Raw genomic sequence first — 22329 nt, 5'->3', positions numbered from 1 at the left:
AGTTCAGAACACGCGATTCGGAAATAATCGTGAGATTTCGGTCAGGCGCGGCGACGACGGTTCGTCAGTTGAAACCGTCGCACCGAAAACTACAGATACGTGCCCTGCGCTTCGAGTTTCGCGAGTCCGGCGACGAGAAAATCGAGCAATGCGTGAAACAGCTTGGGGTTGTGATGATGGGCCGGACGCAACACCTTTATCCAATAGTCGGGCAGTCCGTATCCAGGCAGCAGTTGCACCAAACGCCCAGCCTGCACGCTGTCGTTGGCGCGATAGCGGGGCAGAATCGCCACGCCCATCCCGTCGACGCAGGCGTTGTGCATGGCATCGATATCGTTGGTCGCAAAGCCGCCGTCGACGCTCACCTGAATATCGCCCGCGCGCGCGTCGGTAAACGTCCACGTGCGCACGGTGCTTTGATACGAATAAAGCAGGCAGCGATGCCCGGGCAAATCCGACGGGTGCGCCGGGGTGCCGTGTTGCGCCAGGTAGCCGGGCGATGCGTAGACGTGCCGCTTGAACGGACACAGCGGGAATTCTTCGACGCCGTCGTAGGTGACGGGCAAACCGGTAATCACGAAGTCGAAGTTCTCGAGCACCGGGTCGACGGCACGGTTTGCCAGTTGCAGTTCGAGGCTGGCCTTGGGGTGCGAGAGGAAAAACTCGTTGAGCAGCTTGCCGAGAAAGTGGTTCGTGAACGATGCTGGGGCCTTGACTCGCAAACGGCCCCCGAGCGACCGATCGTCTACTGCTGCGCGCTCTGACAAACGCTCATAGGCGCTGAGGAAGTCGCGGGCACTCCCGAGCATGTCGCGCCCCGAGGCCGTGAGCGTGAGGCTGCGCGTGGTGCGTTGAAAGAGCAGGACATCGAGTTCTTTCTCCAGCGCGCTGACCCGCTTGGTCACCACCGGTGCCGAGACGTCGAGCCGGCGCGCCGCCGCCGTGAAGCTGCCCATCTCGGCCACGGCGAGGAACGCTCGCACGTTTTCTACACTGTCCATCGCTGCCCACCTCGTTGCGCTGATGGAGAGGCATTGTATCGATGGCGGCGCGTCGTCGACAGTCTCTATTTCGGTGACGTTCTGCGGCGAGCCAGAAACCGGTCCAGTTCCCCGGCAAACGCCTTACTATCGCGCGGGCTAAATGGTGCCGGGCCACCGGTCTCGATACCGGCGCTGCGCAACTGGTCCATCATGTCGCGCACGGAGAGCCGCTCTTTGATGTTGGCGTCTGAAAACCAGCTACCGCGCGGATCGAGCGCATTGCCGCCTTTTTCCAGCACGGCAGCGGCGAGCGGGATATCGGCGGTGATCACCAGATCGCCCGGCTCGACCATTTCGACGATGCGTGCGTCGGCCACGTCGAAGCCCGAGGGCACCTGAATCGCCTTGATGAACGGCGAAGGCGGTGTGCGCAGAAATTGATTGGCGACGAGCGTCACCGTCATTTCTTCACGCCGCGCGGCGCGAAACAGGATCTCTTTGATGGCCGCAGGACAGGCGTCTGCGTCGACAAGCACTTGCATGAAGGTCTTCTGTTGAGTGGGAAGCGCCATCATACGGCAACACCGGCGCTACCCTGCTCACCTGCCAGCGCCAATCACTGCGCCAGCATCAGCCCCAGATTCTGAATCGCAGCACCCGACGCGCCCTTGCCGAGATTGTCGAGCACGGCCGCCAGCAATATCTGCCCGTTCGCCGGATTCGCAAACACGCTCAGTTGCATGACATTGGTGCCGTTCATCGCCTCCGGGTCGAGTTGCGTCACGGAGCCCGGTGCCTGCATGGGCATGACCTGCACATAGGGCTCACCGGCGTAGTGCTCAGCCAAACGTTGATGCAGCGCCGCACCGTCGACGCCCGGCTTCAAGAGGCGTTGTTCGATGGCGATCGTCAGCACGATGCCCTGACGGTACGAACCGTACGACGGCACGAACATCGGGCGGAAACCGAGCCCGGCGTGCTGGGCAATCTCCGGCGGGTGCTTGTGCGCCAGTTCCAGACCGTAGACGCGGTATTGCGAACTCGCAACGGCATTCGGCCCCTCGTGCTCCTCGACACCGGCCCGCCCGCGCCCGGAATAGCCAGACACCGCATACACGCTGATCGGATAGTCCTTCGGCAGCAGTTCAGCTTCCATCAAGGGTCGAAGCAGGCCGATGGCGCCGGTCGGGTAGCAGCCGGGGTTGGTGACACGGCTCGCCTGCGCAATGCGCTGCGCCTGCCCCTGCGTCATCTCAGGAAAGCCGTAGGTCCAATCGGCGTGCGTGCGGTGCGCGGAACTCGCATCGATGACCCGCACGCGCGGATTGACGATGGATGCCACGGCCTCGCGCGCTGCGGCGTCCGGCAGGCACAGGATGGCGATATCGCACGCGTTGATCGCTTCGGCACGGTGCGCCGGGTTCTTGCGATCGGCCGCGGGCAGCGTCATGAGTTGAATGTCGGTGCGGCCCCGCAATTGCTCATGAATCTGCAATCCCGTGGTGCCTTGGTCACCGTCGATAAAGATAAGCGGAGAAGACATCAGCATTACCCCTTGTCGTTCGTCGTGGATCAATTTGGTCACTTATCTTCGGACGATGCGTAGAATAAGAAAAGTTGAATTTCATGAATCTGAAATTCTAATTTTCTGAATCAGAGGGGCTGCCGTGAGAGAAATCAGTCTGGATCGCCTGAAGACGTTGGTCGCCGTGGCCGACACCGGCTCCTTTGCCGACGCGGCGCAGGCGTTGCATCTCTCGCCGCCGACGGTAAGCCTGCACATTGCCGACCTTGAAGAACGCGTCGGTGCGCTATTGCTGTCGCGCAAGCGTGGGCAGATTCGGCCGACGTCCGTGGGCGAGGTCTTGGTCGAGCGAGCGCGGCGTTTGCTCGCCGACGCCGAGCAGACGCTCGAAGATATCGAGCGTCATGCGCAGGGGCTGGCGGGACGGGTGCGAATTGGCGCATCGACCGGCGCGATTGCGCATCTGCTGCCGCAGGCGCTGGAAGCCGTCCGCCTGCACCATCCCGACATCGATGTTCAGGTGGCGATTCTGACGTCGCAGGAGACTTTGGACCGGCTGCGCCGTGGCGCGCTGGATCTCGGGCTCGTGGCGCTGCCGCAGGCGCCTGTCGCGGGAGTGGTCATCAAGCCTTGGCGGCAAGATCCTGTCATGGCGTTCCTGCCCTCGCATTGGACACGCCCCAAGTACGTCACGCCAGAATGGCTCACTGGGCAGCCGCTCATCTTGAACGACAGCACGACGCGGTTGTCACGCCTGACGACAGAGTGGTTTGCCGCTGCTGGGCATCACCCGACGCCACGCATCGAAATCAACTACAACGATGCGATCAAAAGCCTCGTCGCGGCAGGCTACGGCGCTGCGCTGCTTCCGCACGAGGCGAAGAACGCGCCGCTGGACGAACGGATTGCCATGCATCCGCTACGGCCAGCGCTTTGGCGAGCGCTCGGTATCGCGCACCACGCCGGCCACATCGAACAGGCCACGCAGTACGTACTCGATGCGCTGTGGGGGTTGCAGGAGGGGACAAAAAAAACGGGGACCCGAAGGTCCCCCAAATTGGGTGAGCCGGTCAGATGACCGGCGGTTTGATGCTCAGTTAAAGCCGTTTGGCCTGCCGAATGCTGCGCAGGAACGCACGCGTGCGCTCTTGCTGCGGGTCGCCGAAAATCTGCTCCGGCGGGCCTTCTTCGCAGACCACGCCGTCGCACAGGAAGCAGACCTTCGACGCCACCTCGCGGGCGAAGCCCATCTCATGCGTGGCGAGCAGCATGGTCATGCCCTCTTGTGCCAGATCGCGCACGATGTTTAGCACTTCGGACACGAGTTCCGGGTCGAGTGCCGACGTGATTTCGTCGAGCAGCAACACCATCGGGTCCATCGCGAGCGCGCGCACAATCGCCACGCGCTGCTGCTGTCCGCCCGACATGCGATCGGGATACTCATTTGCCTTGTGCGCCAGACCGAAGCGCTCCAGCAACGCCATCGCACGGGCCTCGGCTTCGCGGCGAGGCTGCTTCAACACGCGCGTCGGGGCGAGGACGATGTTCTCCAGCACTGTCATGTGCGGGAACAAGTTGTAGCCCTGAAACACGATGCCAATATCGCGGCGCAACGAATTGACGTCGACGCCTGGCCCCGTGATCCGGTCGCCGTGCACGAGGATTTCCCCCGCGTCGATGGGCTCCAGCCCGTTGATGCACCGCAGGAGCGTCGATTTGCCGGATCCGGACGGGCCGATCAGACACACCACCTGATGCTCTTCGACCGTCAGTGCCAGCCCTTTGATGACGGGCACGTCGCCGTACGACTTCGCGATGTCGCGAATCTCGATGAATGACATGTCGCTCGCTCCCTCAGGCACCGCCCGCACGCATGCGGGCCCGGTCACGTTGTGCCATCCGTTCCACGAAGCGCACCTGCGGAATCGAGATGATGATGAACAGCACGGCCACAGTCGTCGCCGCCGACAGGTTGTAGTGATTCGACGCAATCACCATCGACTGATTAAACGCATCGATCACGCCCACCACATTGACCAGTGCCGTGTCTTTCTGCAACGCGATGAAAGCGTTGAGCAGCGGCGGAATAATCTGCCGGATGCCCTGCGGCAACACCACGTGGCGCAGCGTCTGCGTGTACGACAGCCCCAGCGAGCGCGCTGCCGCGACCTGACTCCAATGCACGCCTTGAATCCCCGCGCGATAGATTTCCGCGACGTAGGCACCCACGGTGAGCGTCAGCGCAATCACCACGTAGGTCGTGAGCGACAGATCCTTGAGAATCGGCACGCCGGTGAGCGGCAGACCGAAGCCGACCAGATAGATCACCAGCACCGCCGGCATCGCACGGAAAATATCGACGTAGGCGGTCGCGATAAAACGCAGCGGTGCGCCCGCCTTGCCCGGCGCAAACATCGCCAGCGCCACAACCAAGCCCCAGATCAGCACAAAGACTTCGGCAATCACGAAGATCTGCACGTTGACCCAGAACGCGTCGAGCACCAGCGGGAACGTCTTGATAATCAGCGGCAGGAAGAAGAACGTCTTCGCCACCGCCAACTGGTTCGCCAGCACGAACTGCAACGCGAGCACGACGATGAGTTGCGCAAGCGTGTAGCCGAGCGTGATCCAGCTTTGCACATCGGCCTCGGCGCGCGCGACACGTGCTGCCACGATGTCATTGCGCGTCGCGGCCTCGCTGAACGCCCGCCAGCGTGCATAGGCACGCGAGAGGGGGACCAGCACGATCAACGAGGCCAGACCGAGCAATACGGTGCCCACGGGCACCCACCAGCCGCCGAGCTGACTCTCGAGCAGGCCTTCACGCAATGCACCGATCGTGTAGGCACTGCTTGCGATGGCGACCGCTGCGCCGATCAATGCGACGAGAAACAACGTGAACGGCGACGACGGCATGCCGCCGATGTTCAGCCGCCGCTCACGCCCTATCGCCCCGATCAGCGCGCCGGGCGCCTTTTGAGAGGGTTCGCTCATGGCTCAGATGACCTCAGGGCGTCAGTACCGGCACTTTCGCAGGGTCGGCACCGAGGCTAGGCACCAGATACTGCGTGGCCAGACGATCGAACGTGCCGTCCTTCTTCATCTCGGCGATCAGCTTGTTGAACGCGGCGAGATTCGGCGAATCCTTGTTCACGAGACCGCCCCACTGTTCGCTCGTGTCGTAACGTCCCACGACTTCGAAGCGGCCTTCCGACTTCTTCGCGATGGACAGCACGTTAGGCGTGTCGTACAGCACGGCGTCCACTTGACCGGCGGCCAGTGCGGCGTACATCGCGGCAGCGTCGGTGTAGACCTTCGGGTGTTCGGCAACCTTCACCTTGTCGGTCAGGTACGGCAGGATCGTGGTGCCCTGCTTCACGCCCAGGCGCATCTTCTTGATGCTGTCCTTGTCGACCTTCGTGCCCGTCTTGACCAGCACGCCTTGATCCGAGCTGAAGTACGGATCGGTGAAGTTCACGACCTTCTTACGCTCGTCCGTAATCGTGATTTCGCTCAACGCGATATCGAAACCCTTGGCCTGACCGGTGACGACCTGTGCGAACGAACGGTTGACGACGATCACGCGATCGAGCCCGGCGCGATAGGCCATGTTGGCGGCCATGCAGTATTCGAAGCCGTCCTTGATGGTGTCGGGCGAATCGCCATTCCACCAGCCCGGTGCCGGCAGCACGGGACGCACGGACAACGCGCCCGGCGTGACCGTTTCCAGCTTCACCGAACCGCGCGTGCCGGTGACTTCGCATTTGCCGAAGTCCGGTGCAGCGACGGCGGTGGTGCACAGGCCGCCCAGCATGAGTGCGGTGAGCAGCACGCGCGCGGACGTCGCCTTGCGGGTTGCGCGTTTCGTGTCTTGCCGGTCGTTCAGTTTCATGGGGATGTCTCCTTGCATCTTGAGGTGGCGTCTAACTAGGATCAGCGAGAATCAGGCGGGCAGTGCTGCGGCCGGCTGGGCGATACCGCCATGGGGCTTGCCTGCGGCGACGTCGCCCCAGAGCACCGCATGGTCTTCCGGCAACGCGCGCGAGTTCGGCATGGACAGCCACAGACGCATCAGCATACGGTCTTGGCCGGTTTGCACATCGTCTTTGAATGCCGTGCGGCCGTGATACACGACGTGATTATTCAACAGTTGAATATCGCCCGGCGCAAATCGCATCTCGAAGCATTGCTCTTCAGCCACAGCCATCAGCATGCGAATGGCTTCGTGTTCGGCTTCCGAGAGCTTACGCACGCCCGGCAGCATCTGTGCGTTCTCGATGTAAGTGAGCGAGAAATGGCTCGTGAGTTTGCCGTCGCGCACCCCGAAGATCGGCAGGTCGTAAGCGACATGCTCACCGCCCGCCTCTTCACCGAAGCGGCTGCGCGGGATGGGTTGGCACAGCAAGGCGTGCAAGTCCGGACGGCGCTTGAGAATTTCGTTGTAGACGGTAGCGCTGCTAGCCAGCTTGCTCACGCCGCCTTCGGAGGCCTGACGCACGCACAGCAAACCCACTACGTCGCAGCGGTCGGTGTGAAAACGCAGTTGTCCCGGCGACAGGGTGCGCGCGCCCGACGAGAGGAATTGTTTGCCCGAGCTATCGACGGTGGCGCCGTAGAGCTTCGCGCCAACGCCCATGCCTTCGTCCTTGATCTCGCGCATGACTTCGCCACGATAGTTCTGGAACATCGGCGTGCCGAGATGCGCGCCCAGCGCGTACCACATGCGGCGCAGTTGTTCGGCGCTGTAGCGGCTGACGTCGAGGCCACGGATCTTGACCATGCCCGAGCCGTTTTCCAGTTCTTCGCGCACATCGTCGAAGAAAGCGGCGGCGTCTGGCAGCGGGAAGTTATGACGATTGATATCGCGCCAATCGATTTGTTCGGTTGCCTTCAGCGCGGCGTCGATTTGTTCGAGCACGATGGCCGGGAACGTCTTGACCCAGCGGTCGTGGTTCACCATCTCGGCACCCTGCCACACACACGCGCCTTGCAGACTCTGCGACTCGGCCATGAAATTCTCCTGATAGATACGATGAGTAGTCCGTCTTACTTTGTATATACATGTAAAGACACTACACCCATCTTTTGAAGTCCGACAATCGGGAGCGACGTCCAATCAGGGAAAGTCCTAGCCTCGCAAAACAACAGGCTCACGAAGCCCGTTTGCGCGACGGTATGACCGTTCGTAACGCCTTATACCGTGGGGCAGGCGCTGCGAATCGCGGGTCCGAAATCCCGTAGGGACGACCCGAACTCCCGGGTACGTGGACTCCCGGTCGACTCGACTATACGCGAACAAAATGTCGCTCGTATATCATTTATTGATTTCGTATACGATTTTGAGAAAAATGTTTCTCAGTGCGTGATGTCCGCGGGCGACGCGTCAGCGATCAGACGGTGGTTTTACCGCTCAAACGGAAATACGCCATCACTTCGCGCTGCGTCTGTTCCAGATGTTTGCGCAGCAGGCGAACAGCGGTTTTCGTATCCCCTGCGGCACACGCCTGATGGATCGCGAAGTGCTCGTCGTAGGACCGTTGATGGTCGTTGACGGCGGAGAGATGGGTGCGAAGAAAGCGCCCCATGCGCTCTTGCGCGGCCTGCGCGGTGGCGACCAGTCGCGGGCGATTGGCGGGCGCGTAGAGGGCCTGATGGAAGGCGAGATTCAGATCGCTCCACGATTGCGGCGAATCTGCCCTCTCGTAGCGCTTGAGCAATTGTTCGGCCAATGCGAGATCGCTGGGGGCCATGTTCGGCACGGCAATCTCTAACGCGCGGCATTCGAGTGCGATGCGCAGATCGAGCATTTCGACGCAATCGCTCGCGGTGAGCGGCGTAACAAACGCCCCCGCATTGCGCTTGAGCGTGACCCATCCCTCGGATTGCAGGCGCATGAGCGCCTCACGCACGGGGATCTTGCTGACGCCCATTTGCGCCGCGATATCGTCCTGACGAATCGGCGCGCCTTCCTGCAATTCGCCCGACAGAATCTGTTGGCGGATCGCTTCGTAAGCGCGTTCGGCAGTGGAGAGGGAGGAATCGTCGCTGGCGGTCACGGAGGGGGCGGGTCAAGGCGAAGGTGAATGGCACGAGGATTATACAATCCTCGAAATCCGTATACTTTTCCGCTCTCGACCCATCCCGTAGCACCGCCCCTTCCGGATCAAGTCGTTATCGCGTCGCGGCCCCCAGCGTATTCGGCGTACGCAGTTGATTCAGCGCCCACATCACAACGACGTTGGCCACCAGACACGGCAAGCCCAAATTGATCCCCCCCAGATCGACCTTCAGAACGTACAGGATGATGGCCATGATCTGCCCTGTCAGGATGCCCATCACCACCGCCCCCGGCCTGACACGCAGCGAGAAGAGGATGACGAGAATGCCCGGCAAGAACTGGGTCACGCCGTAGTACGTGGTGTTGATCAGCGTCAGCATCAGGTTCGGCGCGGTCAGCGTCATGAGAATCGACACCACGAGGTACACGATGATGACGCCCTTGGAGCCCGCCTTTTGCCGGTTCTCGGGAAGATTCGGCAGCAGATTGCGCGTCACGATGGAACCGATCGCGAGGCACATGCCGGTGAGCACCAGCAGGCCGGACAACGCAGCCGCCGCCGTCACCACACCAAGCAGCCAAGACGGCAGCAGATGGATCGCCGCGACGAAAAAGGCCTCGTTCGCCGAACCGAGTGGCTCGCTTCGCGTCAGCGCGTAGTACGACGCGAGCACAAGGAACGGGTACATGAGCATGTACAGCGGCATCGCGACCTGTGTCCGGCGAATCGTGTCTGCACTCTTTGCCGTGTATATGAACTGCACGGAGATCGGCATCATGTAGAAGCCGAGCGATTGGAACAGGATCGTGCTCATGGAGAAGCGAAGCTGTTCGGCAGTCATCTGGTTGCTGACATGCTCACTCGCCACATGAAACACCTTCGCGACGCCGACTTCCCCAGCGACAGCCAGGCCTGTCACCACGATGGCTACCACCATCAGCACGTCCTTGAGCACGGCAACATAGGCCGACGAACGCACGCCAGAGATCGCGATATAGGTGAAGGCCATCACTGCCGCGATGAGCACGAGATTCAACGGCTGGAGGCGCCACCCCAACCCGTTGAACGCCGCGATCAAGCCGGTGAATTGCAGTTGCGCCATCGGCAGCAGGAACAAGATCGACGACAGCGCAACCACCAACTCCACGCCCCGGCTCTGGTAATAGCCTTTGAACAGATCCGGCATCGTGATCGCGTTAAAGCGCTTGCCCGCCTCCCATATCTTCGGGGCCAGGAAGTAGCCAAGCGGATACGCGAGCAGGATGTAGCCCATGAACCAAATGCCGTAAGTCGGCCCTTTCGCGTAGATGCCGCCAGCAAACCCCACCATCGTCGCGACGCTGTAAATTTCGCCCGCCGCGAGAAAGAACACCAGAAATGCGCCGAACTGTCGCGACGCCACAAAGAAGTCATGCGTACTTTGCGGCGCGCCGCCTTTGCGCGAGCTCAGCGCCAGGTACAGCGACAGAACGATAAACCCAAGAAAAACCATCGTGGCCATTTGCGTGCTCCAGGAGGTCAGGCACCCTGCGCGCGGCGTGCGGCGGCAGGACGGTCGAAGCATCGCCAGCAGATCAGCATGCACACCGACGTCAGGAAGAACCACGCAAACATCCACGCGTAGATGAACGGCACGCCCAACACAAAGGTGTCGACGGACGCGACCCAAGGCAACAGGCCCAGCACACCGACATAGGGAACGCCCAGTCCAATCAGAAGCTTGAGCATGGCAAGCCCCTTTCAGCGAGTGGCTGCGTTGGACGGATCGATCGGTGTCAGCACACCGCATCGCGCTTCGATGGCTTCGCCTGCTGTGAGACAGAGCGCCTCTTGGAACCGCCCGCTCACGAGTTGAACGCCCATCGGCACACCGCCAGCCACCCCCGTCGGCACGGACAACCCCGGCAAACCGAGAATCGCCGTCGCCAGCAGCGGACTTTGCGCATCCAGAAGGCCGCGAGCAGCATCGACCCCTTGCTGGTCGGCATCGATCAGGAACGGACGCTGCCAAGACACCGGCATCAGCAAGAGCGGGTAACGCGCGAAGAATTGCTGCCATTCGCGCAGCAAGGTGGTTCGCATCGAAAGCGCGTTCATGTAGCCGACGAGATCGAGCGCATTCGTGTGGCTACGCTGCGTGCCGATAGCGGCGCGCACGGCGGCGTCGCCGAAATGTTCGATGGCGTCTCCCACGCCTGCGGCGAGTTCGTTCATCGTCAGCGCCAGCCAGAGGTCGGTTGCCGCGTGGAAACTGGGCGGCGCGACTTCCTCGACCACGCAGCCGGCATCCTCGAGATAGCGCGCGGCCTGCTCCACGGCAGCGACGACTTCTGCGCCTGCCGCGATGCCCGGCACTTTTGTACACATGGCAACACGGGTTGGAAATGCATCGGGCGTGGCGCCCTGTGGGAGCGATGCTTGCCACGGATCTCGCTTGTCCGGCCCTGCCATCGCTTGCAACGCCACCCGCAGGTCACCCACGGTGCGCGCCAACGGCCCTTGCACCGACGAGAGTTGTGCGCCCATCGTGCGATCGCGCAATTGCGACGGGTTGAACGCCGGGACCCTGCCCTGTGTGGGACGCAAGCCCGCGACACCGCAGGCATAGGCGGGATAGCGAATCGATCCGCCCTGATCGTTGCCATGGGCGATGGCACCGATGCCTGCGGCGACGGCCGCCGCCGCCCCGCCGCTGGAGCCGCCCGGGGTGTAGCTGGCGTTCCATGGGTTCAGCGTGCGGCCATGCAGATCGTTGTCGGTGAACCAGCGCAATGAAAAGGCCGGGGTGTTGGTACGGCCGATGATCACTGCCCCGGCCCGGCGCAGGTTTGCCACGACAGGGCTGTCCTCGCGGGCCACCACGTCTTGATACGAGACGACGCCATTGGTGGTGGCACGGCCTGCCATATCAACGTTCACTTTCACCGTCACGGGCACGCCGTGCAGCGGCCCGAGGGACTCACCGCGAGCCAGTGCCGCGTCGGCATCAGCCGCCGCTTGCATCGCCTCATCCGCCAGAACGTCGACGACCGCGTTGACCTTCGGGTTGACCGCATCGAGCCGAGCCAGGCAACTGGCTACGACCTCCGTCGACGACACCTCCCGCTTTGCGATCTGGTTGACGGTTTCAACGGCACTCCAACGCCACAGTTCATTGCTCATGGATTTGTCTCCTGCTGTGTCTTGTTTTCGATTGAGTTCTACGGACGCTCCGAGCAAGACTAATCCGCTAAGATGCACACGAAAAGACAACATTTTTCCGATGATGACCACTCTTGGTTGTCACCCAACGGAAGACCCCGTCAAGGAGACAAGGGCATGCGGGATCATCACCTCAGGGCGTGGCTTCGGCTGGTTGAGACCGGCAGCATTCGTGGTGCGGCGCGCAGTCTGCATATGAGTCAGGCGGCGATCACCAAGGCCATCCGAGAGCTGGAGGAGGATCTCGATGCCCCGTTGGTCGTGAGGAGTTCGCTGGGTATCACCCTGACCGATTGCGGTCGCGAGCTAACGGTTCGTGCGCGTCAGGCGCAGAACCAGCTTGCCCTTGCGAGGCAGGACATTCGTCAGTTGATGGGGGGTGAACATGCCCGCGTGTCGGTCGCTGTGACGCCGATGGTGTTCCTTGGTGTCCTGCCTGATGTGCTACGCGACTTTCGACGCAGCATGCCGCTGGCGGATGTGACGCTGGAAGAAGGCTTGATGCCGTCGGTGGTGCCCGCGCTGCGCGCAGGTTCGGTCGACTTTGCGATTGCCGCGTTGATTCAGGAAACGCTCGGCAGAGAGTTCGAATTCGAGCCGTTGCGAACGCTCGAAATCGTTGTCGTCGGCAGGAAGGGCCATCCGCTTGCGAAGGCGAAACGCTGGGAGGACGTGGTGGACTGCGACTGGGTCATGCAACTCTCGCCCGGTAGCCAGCACACGTTCTTGCTCGACCAACTAGAGCGGCTAGGCCTTCCACTGCCACGCCGCATCATCAAGACCAACACGTACGGCGTGACATCGAGCTTGATTGGCACCACAGACGCCCTGACGACAGTGCCGCACGGCATGCTGAAAATCGAGTCGCAAATGCACCCTTTGATCCGCATCCCGGTGAATATCCCACTGCAACCGCTTGCCCTCGGCATCGTGACGCTGCGCGATAACCCGCTATCGCTGGCGGCGACGAAATTCGCGGGGCTGTTTCGGGAGGCGTTGACGCGGAAGGCTTGAGGCGAATCGCAGAGGATTACAAACTGCGCCCCAACAACTGGCCCGGCCAACCGCCCACGTCGAACGTGCAAATTCGTTCGTACCCGCAGGACTCGTAGAACCGTACCAGGGCGCCCGTCCCGCCGCCGTAGCAGTCAACGCGCAAACGCAGCACACCGGCAACCCGTGCGCGCTCGTCGGCAAAGGCCATCAAGCGCCGACCGATCCCACGGGCGCGTTCATCTCGTGAGGCAACGAGCACCCTCACATAGATTTCCGGTTCAGTTGCGGGAGGCACATAGGGTTGCGCGTCTCCCAAGACGATTGCCGCGAAAACATGTCCGGACGAGTCCTCGGCAACCCATGCTTCGGGTAACCCACAGGCTTCCGTCACCAGTCGAATCCGCCGGGGCGACGTTGACCACGGCTCGCTGCCCCATTGGCCGTCGTTGCCAGTCTCCACAAACCACGCCATCACTTCATCGAAGACTTTCAAGACGGCGGGTGCGTCATCCGCGGTCGCTCGGCGGATCGTCAGCGGCTCGTTCTTCGCATTCATCACGTTTAGCCCCGCCCACCGACCGGATTGAGCACGAAGTCATACGTCAACGAGTAGCTGCCATCATCGCGCCGCACCCACGGCGCGATCAGCGACTGCCTCACACCGAATACAGCATCCGAATCGAGCCACTCGTCATCCGATCGAAAGACGTGCGTCACCAGCGTCTCATACCCCGGCGCTTCGATACGGAAATGCAAATGCGCGGGCCGCCACGGGTGTCGCCGTGTGGCCGCCAGCAACTCTCCCACTGGGCCATCCGTCGGAATCGGATACGCCTCGGCCAATACGCTGTGGAAGTGGAATCGGCCCTCGCTGTCGGCATGCAGCACGCCTCGCCCTTCCGGATGATCGAGCTCGCCTCGCTGTACGTCGTACTTGCCTTCGGAGTCGGCCTGCCAGACATCGATCTTCGCGCCCGCAATCGGCTGGCCGTCCAGATCACGGATCGCGCCGCTCACCTCACAAGGCTCACCGGCAGCGCCATTCGCCACGTCGTCGCCATTCTCGTAATGCGGTGCACCTTCGACATAAAACGGCCCGAACACTGTCGCTTCAGTACACTGCGGCGGCTTAGCGTTGTTCATCGCCACAGTGAGCATCGACAGCCCCAGCACGTCGCTCAGCAGAATGAACTCCTGCCGCTTGTCGTCGCACTTCTGGCCGGTCGCCGTCAGGTAGGCGATGCCTTTCGCCCACTCGTCCTCGGTCAGTTCGACTTCTCGCGCGAAGTCGTGCAGATGGCGAACCAAGCTGGTGACGATCTCCTTGAGCCTCGGGTCGGGGGTGTCGGCAAAGCGGCCGATCACCTCTTGCGTAATCGTGTGCTGGTCGAGATTGCGCATCTGATGTCCTCGATGACGTGAATGCGCGCACGATGCCGCGCGCCGGAATGCGCACATTATTGCGCAACCGGTCGCGGCGCGCCGCCATGCACCGCACGCCGCAACGCCTAAGCGAAGCGGCGCGCGATCACGTCACCGAGAGGGGCCGAGACATGACTTTCTCTCATAGCCCCCCTTACCCCCCGCGGGGTTTTATCGCACCAGGAACCCTGCGCCGACCGGATCGTTGCGATCGATCACCCAACGCGCGGTACCCAGCACGCTCGCCGTGCCCTTGACCGTCGGCCGCACAGCACGCGTTCCGTTCAGATCGACTTCGCCAAGCAGACACCCCTCGAACGTACCGCTGCCGAGCAAGCCTTCCGTCAGAATCGGCTCGTTCATCTTCAATTTCCCGCGCGCTTCGAACATCGCCATCATCGCGCTAGTGCCCGTGCCGCCGGGCGAGCGGTCCAACTGCCCAGCGCTGAACACGTGCACGTTTTTGTAGAACGCGCCTTCGATCGTCGGCGAATGCCAGAACGTCACGTAGTTCAGATTGTTGACGTGCGCCTGCGTCGGATGCTGAATGCGCATCTTCGCGTTGATCTGATCGCGCACGAGCAAGCCCAGACGCGACAGCTCGCTGCCGTTCTCCGGCGAAATCCGCAGGTTGCACGGCGTCAGATCGACAATGCCGAAGTAGTTGCCGCCCCACACGATGTCGGCTTTCAGATCGCCGTACCCGGGCAGATGCACCGGCACGTCTTGCGCCGCCACATAAGCGGGCACGTTCTCGAAGCGCGTCCACAGCACTTCGTCGCCTTCCGTCGCCACTTCGGCCACCACCAGCCCTGCCGTGGTTTCGAAGCGAATGCGGGTGATGCCGTTCGGGCCACGCGGCACGAAGCCATGCGCCACCATCGCCATCGCCACGGCAATCGTGCCGTGACCGCACATGTGCGAGTACTCGGTACCGTCGATGTAGATCAGACCGGCATCGAATTCCTGACTCGACGGCGGCGTGAGAAACACACCGAACATGTCGCGGTGACCGCGCGGCTCACGCATCAGCGCCTTGCGCAGCCAGTCGTAATTCGCTTCGAGAAAGGCGCGCTTTTCCAGAATGGTCGAACCGGCCGGGTACGGAATGCCGCTGTGGATGATGCAAAGCGGTTCACCTTCGGTGTGGGTGTAGATAACGTCGAACGCGTCTTGCTTACGCATGGCGATGGCTCCAATGAATCAGTTGAGAGTGAGGTGTTGCAATTAGCGCCGATCCGACAACATGTCGAGACCGATGGTGAGATCCAGAATCACGATCGCCAGAACGGCTACCAGAATCGTCGCGCCGGACACCGCGGCGATCGTCGGGTCGATCGTGTACTGCACGTAGTTGAACAACTTGACCGGAATAGTGTTGAGGTCCGCCGTCGTGTTGAAGATCGACAACTCGACGTTGATCCAAGACGAGATGAACGCGAAGATCGATCCCGTCACAATGCCGGGCCGAATGCGCGGCAGAATCACAAGGAAGAACGTCGTCCACGGATTCGCGCCCAGATCGCTAGACGCTTCCTCCAGCGCCCGCTGCTCCGGCGTCATCATCGAGAGCACCGAGCGCAGCACGAACGGCGCAACGATGATCGTGTGGCCAATCAGCAGCGACAGGAAGCTACGCGTGAGCCCGAAGTACCCACCGAACTGCAACAGCGCAGCACCCAACACAATGTGCGGTAACGTGAGCGGCGCCATCAGCACAGCGGTGAGCGCCGCCTTGCCGCGAAACTCGTAACGCGCCAGCACGAGCGACGCGGGCACCGTCAGCAAGAGCGACGCGGCCGTGGCAGCCAATGCCAGCATCGTGCTCGTCGAGAAAGCGGCCAGATAACTCTGGTCGTGCAGCATCTGCTGATACCAGCGCAACGTGATGCCCTGGGGCGGGAACGCCAGAAATTCGGTCGCCGTGAGCGAACTGCCCAGAATCACGACCAACGGCAGCATCAAGTACGCGAGCACGGCCCACGCCACGACACGGATGGAGATGCGCGCGATCATCGGACACCTCCACGCACCGTGCCCACACGGCCAGCCAACACCACCATCACCAGCGTGAACACCAGCAGCACAATGCTGAGCGCGCCGCCGTAATGAACATCGAACGTGGTGCTGTACTGCTGGAAGATCAGCATCGACAGCACAGTAATGCGACCACCAGAGAGCAACGCCGGGGTCACGTACGCCGACACGGCGAGCGTAAAGACCATGATCGCGCCGGCTACGATGCCCGGCATGGTCAACGGCAGCGTCACGTGAAAGAACGTTTCGAACGGCTTCGCACCGAGGTCCGCCGACGCCTGTTCGAGCGACACGTCCACTCGGGCCAGCGAATTCCCCACGGCAAGTACGACGAACGGCAGCAGCACGTAGACCATGCCGATGAGAATGCCCGTCTCGGTGCCGAGAAAACGAATCGGACGCTCGATCTGTCCCGTCATCAACAACGTTTCGTTGACGAGGCCGTTGCGCCCGAGCAGCACCATCCAGCCGAACGAACGCACGATGTTGCTCGTGAGCATCGGCACCACCAGCAGAATCACGCACGCGCGTCGCCACGCCTGCCAGCGAACGATGCGCACGAGATACCACGCCAGCGGATAGCCCAGCAGCACGCTGAATACCGTCGTCAGACACGCAATACGGAAGGTGACGAGCGTGACCTCCCAGTGATAACTATCCGCGAGCACGCGGGCGTAGTTCGCGAACGTCAGCGCCGAAAACCCTGCACCGTGAGCCTCGGTAAAGCTCGCCACCAAGACGACTGCCAGCGGCGCGAGAAAGAACGCCGCGAAGAACAGCAACGGCAAGCCGATCATCCACACGGGCGCCAGCCGCAGCGAACGCGCTGGCTCGCGGTGCGCGGGCAGCGACAGGGTCGGGTTCATGCGGCATCCCCGATCAGATGCACATCCGCCGGATCGAAGCCGAGATGCACCGGCGCCCCAGCCCGCAGCGTGGCGGCGATGCCGCTCGTCGTGCGCGCCACGATGCGCTGCGCGCCCACGTCGGCATACAGCAGCGCATGGCTGCCAATGTCGACGATGTCAGCCAGCACGCCGTGCATGCGGCAGGCCGCAGCGTCAGGTGCGGCGTTGGCAGCCTCTGCCACCACATGCAGCTGCTCAGGACGCAGCACCGCGACACCGCGCTTCGACACCGAAGCCGGTGCGGGCCATTGCGCAGGCGTCGCCATATCGAGATGCAGAGCGCCGTCGCGCACGTCGAACGCAATCATGTTGGCATCGCCGATGAATTCAGTGACGAAGCGTGTCGCCGGGCGGCGATAGATATCGATGCCCGTGCCCACCTGCTCGATGCGCCCCGCGTTCATGACGACGATGCGATCTGCCATCGTCATCGCCTCTTCCTGATCGTGCGTCACGAAGACGAACGCGATGCCGAGCCGCTCTTGCAAATGCTTGAGCTCCAACTGCATACGCTTGCGCAACTTCATATCGAGCGCCGAGAGCGGCTCGTCGAGCAGCAACAGCTTCGGCCGATTCACGATGGCACGCGCCAAGGCGACACGCTGCTGTTGCCCACCGGATAACTCACGCGGGTAACGCTCGCCGAAGTTTTCGAGCCCGACCATCGCCAGCGCGTCTCGCGAGCGCTTGGCGGCCTCGTCGCGCCCGACACCCTGACGGCGCGGACCATACGCCACGTTCTCCAACACGCGCATGTGAGGGAATAGCGCGTACTGCTGGAACACCGTGTTGAGCGGGCGACGGTACGGCGGCAACTGGGTCACGTCTTCGCCGTCGATGGCAATGCGGCCGCTGTCGGGCGTTTGAAAACCGGCGATGGCGCGCAGCAGCGTCGTCTTGCCGCAGCCGCTCGGCCCGAGCAACGCGATGAACTCGCCTTGTCGCACGTCGAGGCTGATGCAGTCGAGCGCCTGATAGCCGCCAAAGCGCTTGGAGACCGCGTCCAGAGAAAGCAATGCTGTCATGACACTACCCTTCCTCACCGCTTTGCAGAGACCTGACGGTTCCAGGCGGACGTGATCTCCGCGCGGCGCGCGTTGATCATGCTCCAATCGAACAACTTCAGATCGTCGACCGACCCGTTCGCGCCCCACGGCAGCTTGCGAGCGACATCAGGCGACACCTTCACACCGGCCACCGCAGGGCCGAGATACAACTTGCTCGCCAAGCACGAGGCGGCCTCGGGCGTCAGCGCCGTGTTGATGAACTTCTCGGCAGCCGCTTTGTTGCGCGAGCCCTTCACGAGATGCAGGCGGGCATCCGTCGCCCATACACCCTCTTTGGGCACGACGAAGCCAATCGGCACACCCTTGTCGATCAAATCCCATGCCCCGACGTTGAAGTGCGCGCCGATGATCGCCTCACCGCTCTGGAAGGCATTGGTCGCCGCGCCCGAGCTATCGTAGAAAAGCGACGCGTCGAGCGACGCCAGCTTGCTGTACACCGGGCCGAGGTTCGACGGATCGACGCCCAACACATGCGCCAAGAAGATCACGAACGGCACGCCCGCCGAGTTCGAGGGCGACGGCACCGTTACAGCACCCGCGTATTCGGGCTTCCACAGGTCTTTCCAGCTGGTCGGCGGGGTCTTCACCGACTTGGTGCTGTACGTCAGGCCGAGCGAGTAGTAGCCGGAACTCACCGCGTACGTCGTGCTGCCGTTGCGATAAACGCCCTTCGCGTTGACGTTCTTCAGATTGGGGATAGCAGCAGGGTCGAGGTTGTCGACGACGCCCGCGTCAAAGGCCAGTTCGCTGATGCCGCCATCGAGCCATGCCACGTCGATGGTCGGTGAATTCTTTTGCTGTTGCAGCTTGGCGAGCGTTGTGGTGGATGTACCGATCTCGGGCGTCACCGTGATGCCGGTCGCCTTCGTGAACGGCTCGGCCACGCAGGCTTTGAAGGCGTCGCCCCAGTTACCGCCATACATCGCGACGGTGATGCGCTCGCGAGAGGATTGCGCGTACGCCCCGAAGGAAACCAAAGACGCGGTCGTCGCGATTGCCGTAGCAGCCAAGGCAATGGCGGACTTCCGTAAGGTGTTGCGGTTGCAGAATTTCATGTCGTCCCTCGAGGAAGGTGTGGCCAGTCATTCCAACGCTTGCAAGCATTACGTCCATCTCGTGCATTCAGCCATTTGCACTGAATCACTGTGATGCATGGTAGCGAGCAAGGGTTGTCGCCAACTTGCAAGTGCCGGTCAAAAACTTGTATAAACGCGACATCCGAAACGCTATCAATACGGCAAAACCGCCCGGCGGGAGACTGGAAAAAAAATGAAGTCTGCGACGCGCACACCGAACTGGCTGGCGCCCGATGTCTCGCCACGCGGCGACGACATCGGCAATGCCGTGCGCGCGCCAAGCACAGACGAATCACCTCCCTGCACGAAAGCCAAGCTCTCGATCGGTCTTGTCCTGCTTCACCAGTTCACGCTGGCGGCATTTGCGGGGCTTATCGATGTGCTGCGGTTGGCGGCCGATCACGGCGGTCGCAGCCGTCAAATCGACGTGCACTGGCGCGTAATGAGCATGGACGGGCTGCCGCGCGAGTCGAGCGCCGGGGTGGCGATCAACGTCGAGAGCGCGCTGCCCGACGATCCGTCGTGCTTCGACTACATCGCCATGTGCGGCGGCAACGACTACCCGAATACCTACTTGCCGCCGCCATTGCGCGACTGGCTGCAACTGGCGAGTGCGAAGCACGTGCGCATGCTCGGCATCTGCACGGGCACGTTCACGCTCGCGCAAGCTGGACTGGTCGGCTCACGCACGGTGTGCGTGCATTGGAATGTGCTTGACGCGTTTCGCACGCGATTCACGCAGACAAAGGCCGTCGTCGATCATCTGTTTGTCGACGAGGGAGACTTGATTACGTGCGCCGGATCGACGGCTGCCATCGATCTGGGGCTGTATCTTGTGGCCCGCCATTGCGGTCAGGCCAAGGCGCACCAGGTGGTGCGGCACATGATGCTGCAAGGCATCCGGCCCGCGAAACTGCCGCAGGCGCACTTCTACGCCGATCTCTCGCATATTGCCGACGTGCGCGTGCGCCAGGCGGCGCACTTTATCGAGCAACGCATCGACAACCCGCCCACGCTCGACGCCATCGCCCGCTATGTGAGCGTTGGGCGGCGACAGTTGGAGCGCGCGTTTCACGAGGCACTCGGCGTCTCGCCCATGTCGTTTCTGCGCAGCATGCGGCTCGACTACGGACGCTGGCAGTTGCGGCACGACACGCGCAGCATCACCGATATCGCACTGGAGTGCGGGTTCTCCGACGGGGCGCATTTCTCGCGCGACTTCCGGGCCAGATACGGCGTATCGCCGCGTGAGTTCCGTCAGAACGACGCTGCCAGGCAAGGCTGAAACGACAGTGCCTCACGGCGGATATCCCGCACGTGAGGCACTGGGGCGCCGCGTATGAACGCGGCAGTAACACGACTTCAGACTTCTTATGCGTTCCGCAGCGCCGGGCGCGAGCCCTTGCCCAGCACCACGTTGGCGATAACGGCCACGACGATATTCAGCGCCAATGCAATCAGCCCGGTGTAGAGCGAGTACTTGTCGCCGCCCAGCGTGAAGGTGTGCACCGGCTTGATGCCATCGGCAAACGCCAGCCAACTGCCGCACACAATGCCGAACGCCCACCCGCACAGCAGCGCACGCGCGCCGAACCAACCCACGAACAGGCCGAACACTAGCGCCGGGAACGTCTGCAAGATCCACACGCCGCCAAGCAGTTGCAGATCCAGCGCGAACTGCGTCGGCAGGAACAGAATGAACACAAGCGCGCCCAGCTTCACGACCAGCGACACCACCTTGGCGACCTTCGCTTCCCCCTCGTTCGTGATATTCGGGTTGACGTAGGGCTTCCAGAAGTTGCGCGTAAAGAGGTTGGATGCACCGATAGACATCACGGCAGCAGGCACCAGCGCACCGATGGCAATTGCGGCGAACGCAAAGCCCGCGAACCAGCTCGGGAACAGGCCGTTGAACAGCGCCGGGACGACGTCGTTGTTCGTCGGCACCTTTACCCCTGCGGCATAGGCCATGAAGCCGAGCAGCGCGATCAGGCCAAGCAGCACGGTGTAGGCAGGCAGGAACACGGCGTTCTTACGAATCGTGTTCGCATCCTTCGCTGCGAAAATGCCGGTGAGCGTGTGCGGATACATGAACGCGGCCATGGCCGAGCCCAGCGCCAATGTCGCGAACGGCAGGAATTGCGACGGCTTGAGTGTGAGCCCGGTCGCCCCGCCCTTCTTGGCAAACACGTCGCGCGCCGTATCGAACACGGCGCCGTAGCCGCCCAGCTTGGCAGGCACGACAACCACGGCCACGAGCACGACGATGTAGATCATCAGGTCTTTGACGAACGCGATGAGCGCCGGTGCGCGCAGGCCTGCCGAATACGTGTACAGCGCAAGAATGACGAAGGCGGCCAGCAGCGGCAACTCACCTGTCAGCCCGAGCGCCTTGATCACGACTTCCATCCCGATCAGTTGCAGGGCGATGTACGGCATGGTCGCAACAACGCCGGTCAGCGCAATCGCGAACTCCAGCGGACGCGATTGATAGCGTCCGTAGACGACGTCGGCCGCGGTCACGTGACCGGCCTTGTGCGCCGCATGCCAGAGCTTCGGCATGATCAGGAAGACGATCGGGTAGACGAGAATCGTGTAAGGCAGCGCGAAGAAGCCGTAAGCGCCGACCGCGTAGACCAATGCCGGGACGGCAATCACGGTGTAGGCGGTGTAGAAATCGCCGCCCACGAGGAACCACGTGATCCACGCGCCAAAATTGCGACCGCCCAGACCCCACTCATCCAGATGCGCGCCTTTGTTCGAGGGGCCCGCCATCCAGCGCGACGCCCAGAACCCCATCACGGTGACGAGGACAAAGAAAAATACGAAGACCGCGAGCGCGGTCCAGTTGATACCGGCGGCGCCCATTTACTCTTCCCCTTTCTTCAGACCATCGCGAAATACGATCCAGATCAGCAGCGATGTCACCGGCACCCAAGCGAACTGGTACCAGTAGAAGAACGGAAATCCCCAGAGCGATGGCAGCTCACTGTTGTAGAACGGCACCCACAACAAACCGATAAACGGCAGCAATAGCAATAACCGCATTTCAGCA

23 protein-coding genes are annotated in these 22329 nt (G+C 62.1%); 3 read left to right on the top strand and 20 right to left on the bottom strand.

Going from position 1 to position 22329, the window contains the following annotated elements; genetic code table 11:
* Positions 1-89 precede the first annotated feature (89 nt).
* The 3 genes from PPN31114_RS24290 to argC all read right to left on the bottom strand — a co-directional run bounded on the left by PPN31114_RS24290 (position 90) and on the right by argC (position 2526).
* The gene (locus tag PPN31114_RS24290) at positions 90-1001 is read right to left on the bottom strand and encodes a LysR family transcriptional regulator (RefSeq protein ID WP_150682099.1); all 912 of its coding nucleotides are present in this window, start codon (positions 999-1001) and stop codon (positions 90-92) included.
* A 65-nt stretch (positions 1002-1066) separates the two neighbouring features.
* Positions 1067-1525, bottom strand: a complete 459-nt coding sequence (locus PPN31114_RS24285; protein WP_150682098.1) for a YaiI/YqxD family protein — start codon at positions 1523-1525, stop codon at positions 1067-1069.
* A 74-nt stretch (positions 1526-1599) separates the two neighbouring features.
* Positions 1600-2526 (bottom strand): N-acetyl-gamma-glutamyl-phosphate reductase, encoded by a 927-nt coding sequence (argC, locus tag PPN31114_RS24280; protein ID WP_150682097.1) that lies wholly within the window; start codon positions 2524-2526, stop codon positions 1600-1602.
* 124 nt (positions 2527-2650) lie between these two features.
* Between argC and PPN31114_RS24275 the strand changes: the two genes are divergently transcribed.
* The gene (locus PPN31114_RS24275) at positions 2651-3586 is read left to right on the top strand and encodes a LysR family transcriptional regulator (protein WP_150682096.1); all 936 of its coding nucleotides are present in this window, start codon (positions 2651-2653) and stop codon (positions 3584-3586) included.
* Between the two features lie 19 nt (positions 3587-3605).
* On the opposite strand, the gene PPN31114_RS24270 is transcribed toward PPN31114_RS24275, so the two are convergent.
* The 8 genes from PPN31114_RS24270 to PPN31114_RS24235 form a co-directional block, all read right to left on the bottom strand.
* Positions 3606-4349 carry an amino acid ABC transporter ATP-binding protein gene (locus tag PPN31114_RS24270; RefSeq protein WP_150682095.1) on the bottom strand — a complete coding sequence of 248 codons (744 nt, stop codon included), beginning with the start codon at positions 4347-4349 and terminating at the stop codon, positions 3606-3608.
* A gap of 13 nt (positions 4350-4362) precedes the next feature.
* Positions 4363-5502 (bottom strand): amino acid ABC transporter permease, encoded by a 1140-nt coding sequence (locus PPN31114_RS24265; protein WP_150682094.1) that lies wholly within the window; start codon positions 5500-5502, stop codon positions 4363-4365.
* A gap of 13 nt (positions 5503-5515) precedes the next feature.
* Positions 5516-6400 (bottom strand): ABC transporter substrate-binding protein, encoded by an 885-nt coding sequence (locus PPN31114_RS24260; RefSeq protein WP_246182726.1) that lies wholly within the window; start codon positions 6398-6400, stop codon positions 5516-5518.
* A gap of 51 nt (positions 6401-6451) precedes the next feature.
* Positions 6452-7519, bottom strand: coding sequence for a TauD/TfdA family dioxygenase (locus PPN31114_RS24255; protein WP_150682093.1), 1068 nt, complete (start codon positions 7517-7519; stop codon positions 6452-6454).
* A 379-nt stretch (positions 7520-7898) separates the two neighbouring features.
* Positions 7899-8564 carry a GntR family transcriptional regulator gene (locus tag PPN31114_RS24250; protein WP_150682092.1) on the bottom strand — a complete coding sequence of 222 codons (666 nt, stop codon included), beginning with the start codon at positions 8562-8564 and terminating at the stop codon, positions 7899-7901.
* 115 nt (positions 8565-8679) lie between these two features.
* Complete coding sequence (locus tag PPN31114_RS24245) at positions 8680-10068, bottom strand: sodium:solute symporter family protein (protein WP_150682091.1); 1389 nt, start codon at positions 10066-10068, stop codon at positions 8680-8682.
* A gap of 17 nt (positions 10069-10085) precedes the next feature.
* On the bottom strand, positions 10086-10295 hold the full coding sequence (locus tag PPN31114_RS24240; protein WP_150682090.1) for a DUF3311 domain-containing protein: 210 nt from the start codon (positions 10293-10295) through the stop codon (positions 10086-10088).
* A gap of 12 nt (positions 10296-10307) precedes the next feature.
* Complete coding sequence (locus PPN31114_RS24235) at positions 10308-11729, bottom strand: amidase family protein (protein WP_150682089.1); 1422 nt, start codon at positions 11727-11729, stop codon at positions 10308-10310.
* 156 nt (positions 11730-11885) lie between these two features.
* Between PPN31114_RS24235 and PPN31114_RS24230 the strand changes: the two genes are divergently transcribed.
* Positions 11886-12782, top strand: a complete 897-nt coding sequence (locus PPN31114_RS24230) for a LysR substrate-binding domain-containing protein (RefSeq protein WP_150682088.1) — start codon at positions 11886-11888, stop codon at positions 12780-12782.
* A 16-nt stretch (positions 12783-12798) separates the two neighbouring features.
* On the opposite strand, the gene PPN31114_RS24225 is transcribed toward PPN31114_RS24230, so the two are convergent.
* The 7 genes from PPN31114_RS24225 to PPN31114_RS24195 form a co-directional block, all read right to left on the bottom strand.
* Positions 12799-13320, bottom strand: a complete 522-nt coding sequence (locus PPN31114_RS24225) for a GNAT family N-acetyltransferase (RefSeq protein WP_150682087.1) — start codon at positions 13318-13320, stop codon at positions 12799-12801.
* Positions 13321-13325: 5 nt separating this feature from the next.
* Complete coding sequence (locus PPN31114_RS24220; RefSeq protein ID WP_150682086.1) at positions 13326-14165, bottom strand: intradiol ring-cleavage dioxygenase; 840 nt, start codon at positions 14163-14165, stop codon at positions 13326-13328.
* Positions 14166-14357: 192 nt separating this feature from the next.
* Positions 14358-15371, bottom strand: coding sequence for a proline racemase family protein (locus PPN31114_RS24215; protein ID WP_150682085.1), 1014 nt, complete (start codon positions 15369-15371; stop codon positions 14358-14360).
* Between the two features lie 42 nt (positions 15372-15413).
* Positions 15414-16202, bottom strand: a complete 789-nt coding sequence (locus tag PPN31114_RS24210; RefSeq protein WP_150682084.1) for an ABC transporter permease — start codon at positions 16200-16202, stop codon at positions 15414-15416.
* On the bottom strand, positions 16199-17089 hold the full coding sequence (locus tag PPN31114_RS24205; RefSeq protein WP_150682083.1) for an ABC transporter permease: 891 nt from the start codon (positions 17087-17089) through the stop codon (positions 16199-16201). Before PPN31114_RS24205 ends, PPN31114_RS24210 begins: the two co-directional genes overlap by 4 nt.
* Positions 17086-18156: an ABC transporter ATP-binding protein gene (locus tag PPN31114_RS24200; protein WP_150682082.1), complete on the bottom strand. Its 1071-nt coding sequence runs from the start codon at positions 18154-18156 to the stop codon at positions 17086-17088. Before PPN31114_RS24200 ends, PPN31114_RS24205 begins: the two co-directional genes overlap by 4 nt.
* Before the next feature lie 14 nt (positions 18157-18170).
* A complete protein-coding gene (locus tag PPN31114_RS24195; protein WP_150682081.1) occupies positions 18171-19253 on the bottom strand; it encodes an ABC transporter substrate-binding protein in 1083 nt (360 codons plus the stop codon).
* 214 nt (positions 19254-19467) lie between these two features.
* Here PPN31114_RS24195 and PPN31114_RS24190 point away from each other — a divergent pair, with 214 nt between their 5' ends.
* The gene (locus PPN31114_RS24190; RefSeq protein ID WP_150682080.1) at positions 19468-20559 is read left to right on the top strand and encodes a GlxA family transcriptional regulator; all 1092 of its coding nucleotides are present in this window, start codon (positions 19468-19470) and stop codon (positions 20557-20559) included.
* An 86-nt stretch (positions 20560-20645) separates the two neighbouring features.
* On the opposite strand, the gene mctP is transcribed toward PPN31114_RS24190, so the two are convergent.
* Positions 20646-22142, bottom strand: coding sequence for a monocarboxylate uptake permease MctP (gene mctP, locus PPN31114_RS24185; RefSeq protein WP_150682079.1), 1497 nt, complete (start codon positions 22140-22142; stop codon positions 20646-20648).
* Entirely contained in the window at positions 22143-22322 is a 180-nt protein-coding gene (locus PPN31114_RS24180; RefSeq protein ID WP_058375367.1) for a DUF3311 domain-containing protein, read from the bottom strand.
* Positions 22323-22329: the final 7 nt, after the last annotated feature.

This window comes from Pandoraea pneumonica (genome assembly GCF_902459645.1).
Lineage (GTDB): Bacteria > Pseudomonadota > Gammaproteobacteria > Burkholderiales > Burkholderiaceae > Pandoraea > Pandoraea pneumonica.
Note: the sequence above shows the minus strand (reverse complement) of the source record. Positions and strands in the feature narration are given on the sequence as shown.

Excerpts from the sequence above, each read along its gene's own strand:
- PPN31114_RS24285 (WP_150682098.1), bottom strand. The coding sequence starts at position 1,525 with ATGCAAGTGCTTGTCGACGCAGACGCCTGTCCTGCGGCCATCAAAGAG.
- PPN31114_RS24230 (WP_150682088.1), top strand. The coding sequence starts at position 11,886 with ATGCGGGATCATCACCTCAGGGCGTGGCTTCGGCTGGTTGAGACCGGC.
- PPN31114_RS24260 (WP_246182726.1), bottom strand. The coding sequence starts at position 6,400 with ATGAAACTGAACGACCGGCAAGACACGAAACGCGCAACCCGCAAGGCG.
- PPN31114_RS24240 (WP_150682090.1), bottom strand. The coding sequence starts at position 10,295 with ATGCTCAAGCTTCTGATTGGACTGGGCGTTCCCTATGTCGGTGTGCTG.
- PPN31114_RS24235 (WP_150682089.1), bottom strand. The coding sequence starts at position 11,729 with ATGAGCAATGAACTGTGGCGTTGGAGTGCCGTTGAAACCGTCAACCAG.
- PPN31114_RS24195 (WP_150682081.1), bottom strand. The coding sequence starts at position 19,253 with ATGAAATTCTGCAACCGCAACACCTTACGGAAGTCCGCCATTGCCTTG.
- argC (WP_150682097.1), bottom strand. The coding sequence starts at position 2,526 with ATGTCTTCTCCGCTTATCTTTATCGACGGTGACCAAGGCACCACGGGA.
- PPN31114_RS24190 (WP_150682080.1), top strand. The coding sequence starts at position 19,468 with ATGAAGTCTGCGACGCGCACACCGAACTGGCTGGCGCCCGATGTCTCG.
- PPN31114_RS24265 (WP_150682094.1), bottom strand. The coding sequence starts at position 5,502 with ATGAGCGAACCCTCTCAAAAGGCGCCCGGCGCGCTGATCGGGGCGATA.
- PPN31114_RS24270 (WP_150682095.1), bottom strand. The coding sequence starts at position 4,349 with ATGTCATTCATCGAGATTCGCGACATCGCGAAGTCGTACGGCGACGTG.
- mctP (WP_150682079.1), bottom strand. The coding sequence starts at position 22,142 with ATGGGCGCCGCCGGTATCAACTGGACCGCGCTCGCGGTCTTCGTATTT.
- PPN31114_RS24180 (WP_058375367.1), bottom strand. The coding sequence starts at position 22,322 with ATGCGGTTATTGCTATTGCTGCCGTTTATCGGTTTGTTGTGGGTGCCG.
- PPN31114_RS24210 (WP_150682084.1), bottom strand. The coding sequence starts at position 16,202 with ATGATCGCGCGCATCTCCATCCGTGTCGTGGCGTGGGCCGTGCTCGCG.
- PPN31114_RS24200 (WP_150682082.1), bottom strand. The coding sequence starts at position 18,156 with ATGACAGCATTGCTTTCTCTGGACGCGGTCTCCAAGCGCTTTGGCGGC.
- PPN31114_RS24215 (WP_150682085.1), bottom strand. The coding sequence starts at position 15,371 with ATGCGTAAGCAAGACGCGTTCGACGTTATCTACACCCACACCGAAGGT.
- PPN31114_RS24290 (WP_150682099.1), bottom strand. The coding sequence starts at position 1,001 with ATGGACAGTGTAGAAAACGTGCGAGCGTTCCTCGCCGTGGCCGAGATG.
- PPN31114_RS24220 (WP_150682086.1), bottom strand. The coding sequence starts at position 14,165 with ATGCGCAATCTCGACCAGCACACGATTACGCAAGAGGTGATCGGCCGC.
- PPN31114_RS24225 (WP_150682087.1), bottom strand. The coding sequence starts at position 13,320 with ATGAATGCGAAGAACGAGCCGCTGACGATCCGCCGAGCGACCGCGGAT.
- PPN31114_RS24245 (WP_150682091.1), bottom strand. The coding sequence starts at position 10,068 with ATGGCCACGATGGTTTTTCTTGGGTTTATCGTTCTGTCGCTGTACCTG.
- PPN31114_RS24255 (WP_150682093.1), bottom strand. The coding sequence starts at position 7,519 with ATGGCCGAGTCGCAGAGTCTGCAAGGCGCGTGTGTGTGGCAGGGTGCC.
- PPN31114_RS24205 (WP_150682083.1), bottom strand. The coding sequence starts at position 17,089 with ATGAACCCGACCCTGTCGCTGCCCGCGCACCGCGAGCCAGCGCGTTCG.